The following is a 14,703-nucleotide window of genomic DNA, read 5'->3' as shown; positions in this document are numbered from 1 at the left end:
AGCGTCGCCGAGACGCGGTGCGCCTTTGCCGAAGGGCCCGCTTCGCTGGCCCTTCGGCCGGATCACTCCGTAGCGCCCCGCCGCCACCAGCCGGGCCCGTTGAGCCAGGTACCGCGGGTCGCCGGGACCAACAAGCACGCCCAGCGCCTCGACGGCCGCGGCATCCGCGGACCCAATAGCCTGGTGAGCCAGCGCAGCAGGAGCGACACAGCGCGGGTGGCGCGGACGGCTGACCCGACGGCGAGGTCCAGCTGGTCCCGCAGCGACTGCACGGCCAGGATTCCGGAGCGGCTGAGCAGGGGAGCGGTGGAGGCCTCCAGTGCCTCGGGCACGCGCCCGTCCCGCCACAGCCGCAGCACCCGCCCCGAATCCCAACGCCCGGTCAGGCCGGCAGCCAGCCGGTACGGGTTCGACTCCACTGCGTCGCCCAGCATCGACCGCACGCGGAACATCTCCGTCCGGATGGCCTGCGGGGTGCCGCGTCGCCGTGCAGCTCGTACGCCAGTTCCTCGGCGCTCCACCCCTGCGACCGGGAGTCCAGCAGTGCCAAGATCACCGCGCGGCGCAGCGTCAGCGGCACCCGGCTCCCGTCGGCAAACACCGCTGCGGGCCGGTCATCGAGCAGCTCCGGCGACGAAACCGCAACACCATGCTCACGCACGCCCTGCCGCGCCGCACGCCCAGAAGACGAACCACCCAAGGAGGCACCGCCGTTGGACGTTCCCAGCAGCGACTCGGCCACCCGAACCGTGCACCGCACCATCCCTGGCGTGTCCGCCCTGATCGTGTCCAGCGGCCCCGACACATCCAGCACGCCCAGCAGCCGGCCGGTGGCCGGGGCCGTGATTGGCGCCGCGGTGCTGGCCCAGTCGTGGTGGGTTCGGACCAGGTGCTCGGCGGAGAACAGCTGCACCGAGCCGCCGGTGACCAGGGCCCCGCTGATGGCGTTGGAGCCGATCCCCGCCTCGGACCAGTCGGCGCCCTCGGAGAACTCCACCCGATCCGCCCGGCGCAGCACCTCGCGGCTGCCCACCCGTCAGAGGGCCTCGCCGCCGGCGTCGGTAAGAACGAGCAGGTGCCGGCCGGAACTGGAATCGTCCGCCAGCAGGTCCTGCAGCGCCGGCATCACCTTCTGCAGCCGGTGCTCGCGCCGCAGTTGCGCCACCCCGGACGGATCGTGCAGGTGCCGCGGGCTGTGCTGGTCCGGACTGATGCCCAGCACCATGGACCGCCGCCACGACTCCACCAGCGGCACGGGATCTCCGCGCGCGGGACACCGGAGATGACCAGTTCGTTCGCACGGCGCAGGGCACGCGCGGACTGTCACCCTCGCTCTGTATCTGGGCGCACGCGAGCCGAGGCAGCCCACGAAGGTATTGTTGGCGAGGGGACCGTACACGGTCAAGTCCTACACCGGTGATCGGGTTGACCGCGGCAGGCCGCACAGCAGCACGTTGCCGGTGTCCGAGTTGACGGTGGAGGCGCCGTCCGGAATTACTGAGGAGCGTGACTGGTGGGCAATGCCAGTGATTGGGCATTGGGGCTCAAGAAAATCCATGAGAAACAACTAGACCGTCCCCGCCGTGTACACCGGCTGGGACGGTCCAAAATTCTCTTCACGACCGGCCACGCCGCCTGCACGATGGGCGCAGCGGTCGGGGCAGTGTCGGTCGATGCTCCCGACCTTGTTTTCTGGATTGCAACGGTGGCAGGGTTTTTCGGCGGAAAGTACTTCTACCCGGTGCCCCGCAGCAGTGTCGCGAGCCCCTACGGCGCCAGGGAGTTTGCCAGGAAATCCCCGACCGATCTGGACTTCATGACCCCGGCCGAGATCCGGGCCTACCAATTCAACGCAGAATTCGCCCAAAAGGGCGTTACGCCTTTGGCTCTGGGGACCGAGGACGCCCTGGGGCGCCAGCGTGAGGCGGTCCGAACAGCGTCCCAAGCCTCAGGTGTGGACCCTGTGTTGCTAGCGGATTTTTCCCTGGCGGACCTGAAGGAATACGGAAGGACCGCGAACCGCCATGATCTGCTGAAGCGGCGGTGGCTCACCTACGAGATGGACCCGCAGCTGCAGTTCGATTATCCCGCGATGTCAGATACTTCCCGTCCGGCCACTTCGGCCATGCTCAGGGCCATGCGCGCCGCCGACCACGAGAGAACCGCAGGTAACCCGGCCGAGTATAAGCTCGCGGTGGACCGGTTTTCCCGGGCCCTGGCGGCGGCGGAAGCAGCAGCCGGAGTGCCCTGACAACAGGGCCGCCGACTGGGTGACCTGGCAGGCGGTGGGGAGGGCTAAGCGGAGAAGATCGCGGCGGATACCCATCACCGGCTGCATCGTGTTGGAGGGCCTGATGGAGCACGGCTTCGACACCCTCATCAATCAAAAGGACACGGCGGTGAAGGTTCCGCTGCACCCGTAGGTTCTGGCGTCCGTGCGTCAGGAAGGACGACGGCGGGACGCGAGTGCCGCCGTCGCGCGTTCCGTGTCTGCCTGCGGGGAAATGAGTCAGAGATTAAACGGGCCCGGTCACTTCTCAGCATTCGCGCAGGAACGCGGAAGCATTGGATCAAGACCGGTTTTGCCAGTGGGTTCGCATGAGACGATCCACGCACTACGCGCAGAACGCACGACTTGGGGGTCTCCAACAGTGAAGTATAAAAGATTATTGCTGGCGCCTGCTCTTATAGCGCCTACTGAAGTGGCCACCAGGCGCGCCTCGCAACCACAGCACGCTCAGACTTGTGAAAGTCACAGCCGTGGAATCCGCATCAAACTCCAGGGACACTGATGAGCTTCGACTTCCACTCCGATACTCCGGCCGGCAAGGACCCTGACTCCTTCAGCCCCACCTTGCGGAAGTACCACCAGCTGCTGTGGAGCAAAGAGTTGCCCACCGGCCAGCACTTCCACCTGGCTATGGAACCCCGCAGGTACCTCGTGCACCGCTCCTCGTCAGGTGTTTTCTTCCTCGCCAGCGACACGATCACCACCAGGCTGCGAAAGAAAGCTCGGAACGTCATCCGTGACATACCGGAAGACGACCTACCCAAGTACATCGGCTACACGGCCGGAAGCACGCTCGTGTTTCCAGGCAACAGGATCGGCAGAAGGCCGACAGTCAATGGTGCTCGCGGACTGCACCCCAGGATCGCCGACCGCTTCGACCTGACCCTGGAATGCATCCGCCGCCACTATTTTGGTGGGCCGAGCCCCCTCGCCGAAGTCCTGCTCCGGTACGCGGAATTCTTCGCGCTGTTCGGGGATTTCGCCGGGTACGTCAGATTCTTTCTATTGGAAGACCTCGTGGAGGACGACGGACAGACCATCCGGTTCTTCCACTCGTTCGCCGACTTCAGCACACCAGCTGTTCCGAAGGACCGTGACGAATACCTCGAGTATCTGCGGCTCAGCAACGCCTTCATCGCCGCACGCAATCGAAGGATCGACGAAGAACTTGAAGGCCGGATCGCACGATAAACCGGAAACCCACTGGTCCGGGCCGTAACCTACCGGTCTTCCGGACCGCTGAGCGGCGCCAGAACCAGCAAACAAGCAGGATTGTCAGTGCCGGATGCCATGATTGGTTTGCATTGATTGAATGACGGTACTGATGGCGGTGCCGTAGATGGGGGAATGTGATGAGTCTGTCCAACCGCGAGTACGTGGGCCGGGCCCTTGAGGCCCTGGCGGTTGGCCTTGAGCCCTACATCGCAGCAGTGCTCTCTGAGGTAGCCCCCGGCGTGGCTTGGACCAAGATCATTCAGCACAAGGATGAGAACGCCGGCCGCGCTGCGCAATCCTACGCACCCACAGATCTCAGCCTGCAGCTGCGCATCATGACTGAGTCCATGGGCTCACTTGGCTACCCCTTCAACCTCCCGCATGAGGCACGCAGCCACACCTCCGAGCTGCGCCAGGCGCGGAACCGCTGGGCCCACAATGAGAGCTTCGACGACGCCGATACCTTCCGTGCCCTGGACACCGCAGGTCGGCTGGCCAAAGTGCTCGGGCTGGACCACACTCACAGCAAGTTGGTCGTGCTTCTCACCGAGTACCAGAACCGGTCCTCTCCGAACCGGGAACAACCGGAAGAAGACCAGCAGGCTCTGCCGGCCGCTGTCGCGCAGTCCGACCACCCGGAGGAGAGCCTTCCGGGTGAGCCCTCGGTCCCTGGACCGGCTGCATCCGCTGCCCACGTTTTAGTTGAGGTGACCACAGCAGATGCTCTGAGCTACGCGATGGCGCACAACGGCTTCCGCTTTGTCAGGAAGGTCAAGATCACCAACATGGGGGCGGAAATCCGTGGTGCAGTGGTCCAGGTGGAGGCCTCCGCGCAGTCAGGCCGGATCTCCGGTGACTTTCAGCAGTATGTGGACCTTGCTGCAGGCCAAACCATCACGCTCGATGACCTCAACGTCCCGGTTCAGGCCGCCACCATGTACGAACTGGCTGACCGCCAGATGGGGAAGGTCCTGGTGACCGTCCACGCCGCGGGCGCCGATGCCGCCGTGGGGGAGCTGGGCCGCGCAGAGACAGACCTGACGCTCCTGCCCGCACAATTGTGGATCGCCGGACGGGGACTCGTCTCCTATGAGTTCCTGGCCGCGTACGTGCAGCCGCACCACCCCAGCATCGCCCAGCTCATGTCCGAGGCCGCCGACATCCTCACCCAAACAACGGGCAGCGGCAGCTTCGACGGGTACCTGGAAGACGGGGACCGGGTTGACCAGATCGTGTTCGCCATCGCCCAGGCCATGAGCGCCCGTGACATCCGCTACAGCATGCCACCCGCCAGCTGGGGACTGGAAGGCCAGCAGGTACGCACGCCGGCGCAGGTCCTTGACAACCGTTTGGGCACGTGCCTGGACACCACGCTGGTCCTAGCCGCCGCTTTGGAATTCTGCGGCATCAGGCCTCTGCTCTGGCTGGTGGACGGCCACGCCTTCCTCGGCTACTGGCGCGAGGAAGGCAGCCTCAGCACTGCGGCCTCCGACGAAGTGCCCGAGCTGGTCAGCCTCGTACAGCGGGGCTTCATCGGCCTAGTGGAAACCACGCTCCTCACCGGCAGTCAGCCGATCTCGGCGGCTGCACTCCGCAGCAGCCCGCTGAACCGTTATGTGGAAAGCGGCAATGACGAGATCAACGCGGTGACTGACATCAGGCGCGCCCGCCTCGATGGCATCTACCCGCTGCCGGCCCGGACCACGTCCGACGCCGGAACCTACACCGTGGTCAACTACGTCCCGGAGACCAAGACTGCGCCGGCGCTGCCGAAGAAAGCAGCCTCAAGCGGGGGACCGGCCAGGACCACATCCGATGTTCCACCCCGGGTGGTCCAATGGAAGAACGCCCTGCTGGACCTGAGCCTGCGGAACAGGCTCATCAACTTCACTGACACCGCCCGGTTCCCACTCGCAGTGCCCACAGCGTGGATGGGGGCCTTCGAGGACCTCATCAGCAAGGGCACGTCCGTCAGCCTGCTACCTTCCAACCAGATCAGTGCCATCCACCAGGAGCGGGGCATCCGCTTCGGCAAAGACCTTCCCCAGGACGAACTCGCGGAGCTGCTCAGCTCCAAAAAGGCAGTGTTCGCCGAGGTCAGCGAAGACGGCTACAACGCCAAGATGCGCGGGCTCGCCTACAAGGCGAAGACCCAGCTGGAGGAAACGGGAGCCAACAACCTCTATCTGGCCATTGGCAGCCTGATGTGGGAGCTGGACGGCCGGGCGCTTCGGTCCCCGCTGGTTCTGGTCCCGGTCAAACTGACTTCTGCAGGGAAAAACGGCCTGTACCGCGTGTCACTCGATGAGACCGGCCAGTCCACGCCGAACTATTGCCTCCTCGAGAAGCTGGCGCAGTCCCATGACCTGCGCATTCCGGGCCTCGCGGAGCCGGAGGAAGATGGGTCCGGAATCGATCTGGACGCCGCGTTCGCTGCTGTGCGGGCCGCCGTTTCGGCCAAGGGCCTGGCTTTCCGAGTGGAAAACACCGTGGACCTGTCCATGTTGCAGTTCGCCAAATTCCGCCTGTGGAAGGACCTTGACGAGAACTGGAAGGAATTCACCGCCAACAGCCTGGTCAAACACCTGATCAGCACCCCCACGGAACTCTATTCAGACAGCGTTGCCGTCACGCCCGACGGCGACCTGGACGCCTTGGCTGCCCAGTGTCCAATACCAGCGGACTCGTCGCAGCTGGAGGCAGTCGCGTCTGCGGTCGCCGGCCAGACGTTCGTCCTGGAAGGCCCTCCGGGCACCGGCAAGTCCCAGACCATCACCAACCTCCTGACCCGCGCCATTGTCGACGGCAAACGGGTCCTGTTCGTCGCCGAGAAGCGGGCAGCACTCGACGTCGTCCAGAAGCGGCTCGACGACGTAGGAATGGGACCGTTCTCCCTTGACCTGCACGACAAGGGCAGCAAGCCGGCGGTGGTGCGGGCGCAGATCAAACATGCCCTGGAGCTGAGCCTGTCTGCGAATAAGCAGCAGCTTGAGACTGCCTCCACCGATCTTGCCTCAGCCCGGCGTGGACTGATCCGCTACGCCAAGAACGTCCATGAGGAGAATGGTGCACAGCTGTCCCTCTACAGCGCGCGGACCAAGGCGCTGACCTATGAACCTGACCATGCGACGGTTCCGCTCAGCCCGGAACTGACAGCGTCCTTGAACGACTCAACCCTGAGCTCGGTTCGGCAGGTGTTCCGGGAACTTCCGGAATTCAGCGACCCCGTCCGCCCTGGATCTGACCACCCATGGCGCTTCGTCTCTGCTGCGTCGGACGACCAGCAGGAGCAGCAGCTGCTGGCTGTGGGACGCCGCCTTAATGAGGCGCTGAACGCCCTCCGGCCGACGCCTGGGCTTTCGTCGGTTCTGGACGCAGCGCAAACGCCGGCCGACGTCGGAACTCTTGCCACGCTGCTGCAGGACCGGAACGTCCCCCTGGGAACACTGGATGTGGTCCGCTCCGGGGACTGGTCGGTTAACGCTGAACAGCTGGAGAAGCTGGTTACGGCCTTTGCGTCCGTTCAGCATCCGGGCCTTGAGCAGGTAGCGCCGGGGGCTATGGATCTTCCGCTGCCGGAAATCCTCGGCCGTGCGCAGCAGGCGGCAGCATCCGGGTTTTGGGGACGCAAGAAGCGGCTGCTGGCAGTGGCCGCCGAACTGTCTCCCGTGCTTGTATCCGGAGCTGAGATCCGCCACAAGGAGCTTGTGCCGCTGCTGGAGAAACTGGTGGCCGTCCAGCAGGAGGTCTCCGGCCTGCGGGCAACGCGGGGGTCCTTGCCTGGGCTTCCTGCGGATCAGCGATGGAACCCGCTGACGCCGGACGCACAGGCCGACCTGAGACACCGAATTTCCTGGCTTCGCTGGGCCGCGCAGGCGGTGCAGCCGTCCCCGAAGCCTGACGCGGTGAGCTTCCAGACCGAGCTTCGTACCTTCCTGAAAGATGCCCCCGACGTCCACCAGAACGTTGTCGGCTGGCTGCGCGAGCTTTCCCATGCCTGGGAAGAATTCCTGAAGATCCAAGGTGTGGGTAGCGATGACCTGCGTGCGTGGACCGGTGAGCGAGGTTTTCTAGCCCGATGGTGGGAAACGTCGGTGCCGCGGCGATTGGACGCGGCGGTGTCGGTCCCGCTGACGCGGTGGCTCGAGCTGATCCGTCATGTCGAACCGCTGCGTGCCGCGGGATTGATCGACGCCCGTATTGCCATCCTGGACGGCGAGCTGGAAGCAGATGATGCAGCAGCAGCCTTTGAACGCGGCCTAGCTGACGGGTCGCTGGCCGAACGCCGCATCGCTACAGGGTTGGCCGACTTTGATGCTACGGTGCACGAGCGCACCATTGAGCGGTTCACCTCGCGCGCCGAAACCGTACGTGAGCTGCTCAAAACCAACCTTGCCGCCGGGGTCCTGCGCTCCCGGACAGTCTCGTCGTCGTCGACCTCGGGGCGCATGGGCGAGCTGCAACGGCAACTGACCCGGCAGCGGGGTGGCTTGTCCGTCCGGAAACTGATGGAACACTACGCAGATCTCATCACGGGGATTATGCCCTGCACGCTGGTCAGCCCGGATTCGGTGGCGCGGTTCTTCCCTGCCAAGGCCGGTCTGTTCGACATCGTTGTGTTTGATGAGGCCTCACAGATCCGGGTTGCCGACGCGGTAGGTGCCATGGGTCGTGGTGCTTCAGTGGTAGTGGTGGGTGACAGCAAGCAGATGCCGCCCACGTCGTTCGCGGAGATTTCCTCCGACGCCGGCAGCGACGGTGACGCCGAGATCTCCGTGGTGGAGGACATGGAGTCGATCCTTTCCGAATGCGTGGAAGCGCGGGTGCCGCGGCAGTGGCTGTCCTGGCACTACCGGAGCCAGGACGAATCGCTGATTGCTTTCAGTAACCAGCAGTACTACGACAGCAAGCTTTCCTCGTTCCCGGGCCCGTCCCACGGCGCAGCGAATGCCGGTGTCCGCGGGCACGGCGTGAACTTCGTCCGGGTTGATGGCCAGTTCCACCGTTCGGGACCGTCCAAGGTCCTTCGGACCAATCCCGAGGAGGCTGCTGCGGTGGTGGCCGAAATCCGCCGCAGGTTTGATACTGATCCCGCGGGAACTCCCTCCGTGGGTGTGGTGACATTCAACCTGCAGCAACGCGCATTGATCGAAGGCCTGCTGCGTGACACGGAGGACCCCCGTATCGTCGCTGCCCTTGATGAGGATGCAGAAGGGCTGTTCGTCAAGAACCTTGAGAACGTGCAGGGTGATGAGCGGGACGTCATCCTGTTCTCCACGGGGTTCAGCAAGAATGACAAGGGCTACCTGCCGCTGAACTTTGGCCCCTTGAACCGGTCTGGTGGGGAACGGCGCCTCAACGTTGCTGTCACCCGTGCACGCCGGCAAGTTATTGTCTTCTCCAGCTTCAACCCAACCGATCTGCGCTCCGAGGAAACCAGCTCCGTTGGCATCAAGCACCTGCGGTCCTATCTTGATCTGGCCGAGCAGGGCACCGCTGCTCTTCCTTACGACGGGCGCCGTGCCGCCAGCATTGACCTGCACCGGGAGGAGATTGCCGACGCGCTGCGGGACCGCGGCTTTGTTGTTTCGTCGGATGTAGGATTGTCCGATTTCAAAGTTGATATCAGCGTTGCCGTTCCCGACAACCCGAGCCGCCCGTTGATGGCCGTCCTTCTGGACAGCCCCGCGTGGGCTGCCCGCCGGACGGCGGGCGACCGGGACGGGCTGCCCAGGGATGTTCTGACGCGGATGATGCGATGGCCTTCAGTGGAGCGCGTCTGGTTGCCGGCGTGGCTTGCCGACCGGAACGCGGTGCTGGACAAGCTTGAAGCTGCTCTGGAGGAAGCGTACGGGGCGGCAGCTCCTGCTTCAGAACCTCAGGATGCGTTGACTGGCGGAACTCCCGCGGTGACGCGTTCCGGACGACGGGCGGCAGAGGCGGCCGTACCTGAGCAGGAGTTCGTTCTGGTCGCCGGCAAGGACACTTCCCCGCTTGGCCAGGGAACCCTCCTGGAGGCCGTTCAAGCGAACCCTAGGCCAGCCACGGTTGTTACCGCATCCGCCCAGGCCAGCTACGAGCCTTGGATTGTGCGGCGCTTCGGCGGCCTTGAAGTACTGGACACGCTTCACTCCCGCCGCTCCGTAACAGCCGTACGCGAAGCTATCCAAGATGTGATCGCAGCAGAAGGACCAATCCACCAGGAGCGGCTCGCCAAGCTCGTCTGCGCGGCTTTTGAACTCAACAAGGTGAACTCGCAAAGGGCAAATTCCGTACTCGATGTTTTGGACGAATCACTCCACTACTGCGACGCCGACGGGTTCATCTGGGACGCCTCGGTTGACCGAGAAATGTGGGAGCAGTTCCGACCGAACAGCGCTGACATCACTAGGAAGCCTGAGCACATCAGCGTTGTCGAAATTCGGAACGCGATGGTCGACATTGTGCGGCTCTCCGGTGGCATTGCAGTGGACGAGCTCCACCGAGAAACCATCAGGACTTTCGGGGGCAAGCGTTTGACGGCAGGCGTTACAGCCCGCCTGAACGAAGGACTGCAGTATGGCGTTGACACGAAGAGGCTTGAGCTTCGAGGTGCATTCGTGCAGCTGGCTAGCTAGGCAAATAGGGCACTTAGGCAATCATTGATTCTTCCCAGAAGGCATAGCAAGCGGGCCTGCAGATGCCGTTAGCTAGCTGGTGCCCGCACCCTGAACAAATTGATTCAAATTTTGATCGGAGTTTCCCATGACCCAAGAACCCACGCTGCTCTTTCTGCACGGCGTCGGAGACGGAAACAGAGACCGTGCGTGGCTGACTGGCCTTGAGGCGGCGTTATCGCGCCTGGGGTATCCGGGCATAACCCCTGAACGCATACTTGCACCCAGGTATGCTCACGCACTCAGGGACAGTGATGAATCCTTCCCGCTTCCGAAGATCAACGTCAAGCAGCCTGCGAGGGACAAGGTTCGCCAGAATCGCCGGGATTTTGAGCGACGGACAGCTGCGCTGGAGTTTCGGCTAGGAAGACATGACCACGGAACCGGCTGGGGTGGCGCCGAACTGGTGGTTAACGGGGCGGCGAGCCTTCCCGGTTTCGCGCAAGTCCGAAAGTACCTCGGTGACGCTGACGTCAGGGCACAGGTTTTGCGGCTCATCCTTAGCAAACTGCCAGCAGCCGGCCGGATAGTAATTGTTGGTCATAGCCTAGGGTCGGTAATTGCTGCAGACCTAATTCAGCGGTTACCAAAAGAGCTTGAGGTGGTCGGCTTGGTCACCATCGGCAGCCCACTGGCGAGCGGCAGGTTCAATGTCGACAAACTGCGCGAAAATATGCAGGAGCCACCCACTAACTTGGCTTGGTGGGCAAATTTCTGGAACGTGCTGGACCCTGTAGCGGCGCACAGGGGCCTGTCTTCGGTGTACAACTGGATGCTTGACTTCCGAATTGGAACTGGATTTAACCACCACGTACACGACGCCGAAACGTACCTTTCCCACGATGCGGTCGCCGAAGCCGTGGGGTTTGGGCTCTTCGGATCCAAGTCCAAGGAAATCGTCCTCGCTGAGCGAGGTCTCGATATTCCACTGGATGCGTCTGAACTGACTGCCTTGGCGGCACTACGTTATGCCCATCTGCTCAAGGAACGGCTAGACGGCGAACAGCGTATTCGATTTGCTGGAGCGTTGCGGCAAGTGCAGGCCACTGTCGTCGACGAAATTCGACAAAGGAATAAGGAAGCGGGGAGGCCGCTGCCCTCTCAAGTTGCAAGGCTGGCCTTCGACGCATCAGACTCGAATGCGAAGGTCCCCGAGCCCCTGCCGAGCCGTCATCTCACTAAAGAGGACGCGGTAACGCTGCTGACCGTTCTGGCATCGGAAAATGTGATCCGGCCTTTTGATATCAATGTAGACCGCGCTAAGTGGCTCGGCGCAATGCGGGAGCTCACCTCGGAGATGGGGTTGGGTAGCCAGTACGGTACTCACGTTTTTGAGGCTGCCAAGGAGGCTCAAGATGTGCTCAGTGGAGCGCTCGTAATTGATTGGAAGAAATGGGGAGCACTCGGAGCGGGTGCCGTTGCACTGGTCGTTGCTACCGGCGGCTTGGCCCTAGCTGCGGCGCCTGGGGTAGTCGGGGCCGCAGTCATCACTAGTGCCCTAGCCGGATTCGGTCCTGGAGGAATGATTGGTGGACTTCTAACTGCGGGAACGCTGGTGGGTGCGGGTGGTGGTGGCATCGCCTTCAGCCTCGCCAGCCCCGGTACTACAGCCGAAACCGTAGAAGCAGTGATCCAGCGCCGCTTGGCGGCCGCGATTCTGCGCCAGCGGCAAATGCTTGAACCCGATTACACGTTGTGGAGCATCTTAGCTTCAAATGAGATAACAGTCCGCCGCGAATACGAACGGCTGGATGAGTTCTCCGACGAATCCTCTCAGGCACTCAAAGAGCTGAAGAAGAAGCTCGAGACAATCGGAAGAGCAATGAAGTACTTGTCCGAGAATGGCCTTGAACCCAAGCTGGTTGAATATCCGGAGAAGGCTGCGGGGGACTGGGCGGAGAGCCATGACGCTGCTGCTGCGCACCAGCCGTCACCACTTAGCTAGCCGTACTCTTGACCTCAATTGGTAGTACACGGGTTGCACGCGCAGCCAAATGTCCAGGGTCAGTTGGCGCGCTAAACCGCCCAGATTCGTAATGCTAAAAATCGTTTGACGGCCCGTGCCGGCGATCTGTTACGGACCCCGATTCTTACCGTGACCACCTGAGGGCGTTTTCGACGTCAAATGAAAATGGAGACCTAATGCTCGTAAAGCTATTGAAGGCACGGTTCCGGCTTTGGCCTGTTCTGCTGATCGCCGCGCTGGTTGTTACGGGATCGTTCGCCGCATTCGCATCCGGAGCACTTAACGCGACGGCACTGAGGTCGCTGTTCACCAGCAGCTCGCACGAACGCGATTCGCAGGTGGTTCAGTCTGTTACTCGCTTGCAAGAGGTCGCGTTGCTCAGCCTGCACATCGAGGGTATTTCGAAGCACGAGAGCAATGGAGAAATATTCGGTGTGGCCGTGCCCGCGAGCGAGAAAACGACCCTGATCCAGTACAAGTTCGACGCGAAATTGGGCATTGATGGGGCACAGGTGACCATCGAGCCCAATGGCCCAGATTCTTTTCGGGTAACTATCCCTCAGTTCATTGGCATCGGCTTCGACGAACCAGTGTTCGAGGATCCCCTGGAGATGAGCAACGCGCTTAGCTGGATGGCAACGCCAGCCGTTCAAACCCGCATGATCAACAACATCCTCAGTGACGAGAACAAGCAGAAGTACATATCCCAAAACGAAGCAGCACTGAAGGAACAGGCGAAGGTCTTCTACTCAGGGCTCATCGCTAACATCGACCCCGATATCGCCGTGGAATTCGCCTTCGCAGAATAGATGCCGCTGAGCTCCGTCCCGGGGGTGGCCATGGATGACCGGCGCTGCGTGGACTGGTGCGCTAGTTCCAGGCCCGGAGGACTTGGCGTCAGGTCTACGCAAGAAAAGCCCACCTTGCAAGTTTGAAAACCTGCATGGTGGGCGTTTCCCACAGCGGCCGCCGATTAGCTCAGCGGGCCGCAGATGTTCACCGCGTTGGCCTCATTTAGGCGCTCGATTGAGGGCACAAAGGGCCTCACTTCTTGCTGGTTCTCGGGCAAATCGAGGGTTACGGCGTAGTTCACGTTGCCGCGGACGAAGAAGAGGCCTCCAAGTTCCGGGGAGAAGAGGAGATTCTGGCCGGTGGATACTACTTCGAAGTACTTATTACCCGCTTTATCGGTGGCTACGGTATAGCGCGAACTGCCCGTTGCTGTGTACTTCACGGTCTTGCCAGAGGCGAGGTTTGTGGTTGTCACCTTGAACCCAGGTGAGGTGGTTTTATGGTCCTCGAGCCAGTCGCCTATGAGCTTGGTCTTGCCTGTGATCTCGATGCGTACCGGAAACGCGCATAGCTCACCCGCGCCGAAATCCGGTAGGGTCTGGTCCGCTGACACGGGTGGTGCGGCGGTGGCCGGAGCGGCCAGCCCAGCGAGTGAGGCGGCGCCTGTGATGGGTATGGCAAAGCGAGTTAGCCAGTTTTTCATTGGAGCACTCCGCTATAGCTTCTGAATAAATCCCCCAAAAACGGGACAAGTCCCTGACTGCAAGGACTTGGAGTTTATGAAGCCACTTCTATTGCCATCACCAGTAATTGATACTCACATTTCGAAGTTAGGGATTACCCGCGTACTTTTCCCAGTCGGTAGCGCACTCTCCGAAAAACTGTGCCGTGCTGCCTTGACCTCCAGGCTTACGGACGAACGGGTGTGGCCGCCTCGATGCCGACCACCGTTGTCCACGGACGGGCGGTCCACGACGTCACAACGCCGCCAGTGACATAGGGGTCGGCGGCCGCAAAGGCTTTGGCGGCCTCGAGAGGGTTCTCGCCGGTAAAGATCAGCAGCCCGGTGAAGGGGCCGTCACCAATGGCCCCACCCAGCAGAAGCTCTCCGCGTTCGACTGCCTCCCACGCGGCCTTGAGGTGGAGTCTGCGGAATTGCTCGCGGGATTCTATATAGTCGTCCGCGTAGGTGTATTCGAGCACGGCGTGCATGCGTGGCTCCCTTTCGTTGTTCCGTCGATAGAAGCAGGCTACACACCCCTAGACTTTGCGTTGCAGGGACAAAGAACACCAAATGGGGGAATCATGTCGGTCAGCAGCCACCAGGAACACGATGACGCGGTTCATACCGAGCATCAAGCGGCCCTCGCCCGCGGTGAACAGCGGGTCCTGTATTTGACCAAAGACGGGATGCTTCACAGCTACACCAAAACGGAATTGGGAGGCCCGCCGAACGGAAGCACTCGCTGGTGGCAGAACCTGCCTGGATTGTTGGTTCTGTTGACGGTTCTTGGCCTCACCACGTTCGTCATAATTACGGATCCGGGAACAGCCACACAACTAGGGGCAACCATATGCGCTGCCGTGCTGTTCGCGCTCGGCGCGGCGTACCTAATTTGGGAATCGGTGGTGGTCTACCGCGCTCGAAAAGCGCGCCTCCGCCGGGGATCACCCGATCCGCTCAAAATCATGAGTGCAAAAACGAAGCTTCCAGAGTCCTACACGCAGTCGCAGCCCATCAGGAAGAGCCGATGGAACAGACCCTGACCGCCGTGATGCCGCGC

At 62.2% G+C, this 14,703-nt stretch carries 11 protein-coding genes; 6 read left to right on the top strand and 5 right to left on the bottom strand.

The genetic code is table 11. The features are described from left to right. Window positions 1-62 precede the first annotated feature (62 nt). From OVA06_RS12920 to OVA06_RS12910, 3 genes are read right to left on the bottom strand one after another with little or no spacing between them, the layout of a single operon-like run. Entirely contained in the window at window positions 63-419 is a 357-nt protein-coding gene (locus OVA06_RS12920) for a hypothetical protein (RefSeq protein ID WP_268158774.1), read from the bottom strand. Further along, window positions 383-997: a hypothetical protein gene (locus tag OVA06_RS12915; protein ID WP_268158771.1), complete on the bottom strand. Its 615-nt coding sequence runs from the start codon at window positions 995-997 to the stop codon at window positions 383-385. Before OVA06_RS12915 ends, OVA06_RS12920 begins: the two co-directional genes overlap by 37 nt. 39 nt (window positions 998-1,036) lie before the next feature. Further along, a complete protein-coding gene (locus OVA06_RS12910) occupies window positions 1,037-1,255 on the bottom strand; it encodes a hypothetical protein (protein WP_268158769.1) in 219 nt (72 codons plus the stop codon). A gap of 258 nt (window positions 1,256-1,513) precedes the next feature. On the opposite strand from OVA06_RS12910, the gene OVA06_RS12905 reads away from it, so the two are divergent. The 5 genes from OVA06_RS12905 (at window position 1,514) to OVA06_RS12885 (ending at window position 12,936) form a co-directional block, all read left to right on the top strand. Next, entirely contained in the window at window positions 1,514-2,251 is a 738-nt protein-coding gene (locus OVA06_RS12905; protein WP_268158767.1) for a hypothetical protein, read from the top strand. Between the two features lie 540 nt (window positions 2,252-2,791). Then, entirely contained in the window at window positions 2,792-3,481 is a 690-nt protein-coding gene (locus tag OVA06_RS12900) for a DUF6994 family protein (protein WP_268158764.1), read from the top strand. Window positions 3,482-3,642: 161 nt separating this feature from the next. Further along, on the top strand, window positions 3,643-10,122 hold the full coding sequence (locus tag OVA06_RS12895) for a DUF3320 domain-containing protein (RefSeq protein WP_268158761.1): 6,480 nt from the start codon (window positions 3,643-3,645) through the stop codon (window positions 10,120-10,122). 127 nt (window positions 10,123-10,249) lie between these two features. Then, a complete protein-coding gene (locus OVA06_RS12890; RefSeq protein WP_268158759.1) occupies window positions 10,250-12,106 on the top strand; it encodes a hypothetical protein in 1,857 nt (618 codons plus the stop codon). A 197-nt stretch (window positions 12,107-12,303) separates the two neighbouring features. Further along, window positions 12,304-12,936, top strand: coding sequence for a hypothetical protein (locus OVA06_RS12885; protein ID WP_268158756.1), 633 nt, complete (start codon window positions 12,304-12,306; stop codon window positions 12,934-12,936). Window positions 12,937-13,100: 164 nt separating this feature from the next. Here OVA06_RS12885 and OVA06_RS12880 read toward each other — a convergent pair whose 3' ends face one another. Both OVA06_RS12880 and OVA06_RS12875 read right to left on the bottom strand, forming a co-directional pair. Beyond that, window positions 13,101-13,622 carry a hypothetical protein gene (locus OVA06_RS12880; RefSeq protein ID WP_268158754.1) on the bottom strand — a complete coding sequence of 174 codons (522 nt, stop codon included), beginning with the start codon at window positions 13,620-13,622 and terminating at the stop codon, window positions 13,101-13,103. 206 nt (window positions 13,623-13,828) lie between these two features. Beyond that, entirely contained in the window at window positions 13,829-14,131 is a 303-nt protein-coding gene (locus OVA06_RS12875; protein WP_268158751.1) for a YciI-like protein, read from the bottom strand. A 93-nt stretch (window positions 14,132-14,224) separates the two neighbouring features. Between OVA06_RS12875 and OVA06_RS12870 the strand changes: the two genes are divergently transcribed. Continuing rightward, the gene (locus OVA06_RS12870; RefSeq protein WP_268158749.1) at window positions 14,225-14,686 is read left to right on the top strand and encodes a hypothetical protein; all 462 of its coding nucleotides are present in this window, start codon (window positions 14,225-14,227) and stop codon (window positions 14,684-14,686) included. Window positions 14,687-14,703: the final 17 nt, after the last annotated feature.

It is taken from the genome of Pseudarthrobacter sp. SL88 (genome assembly GCF_026672455.1).
GTDB lineage: Bacteria > Actinomycetota > Actinomycetes > Actinomycetales > Micrococcaceae > Arthrobacter.
Note: the sequence above shows the minus strand (reverse complement) of the source record. Positions and strands in the feature narration are given on the sequence as shown.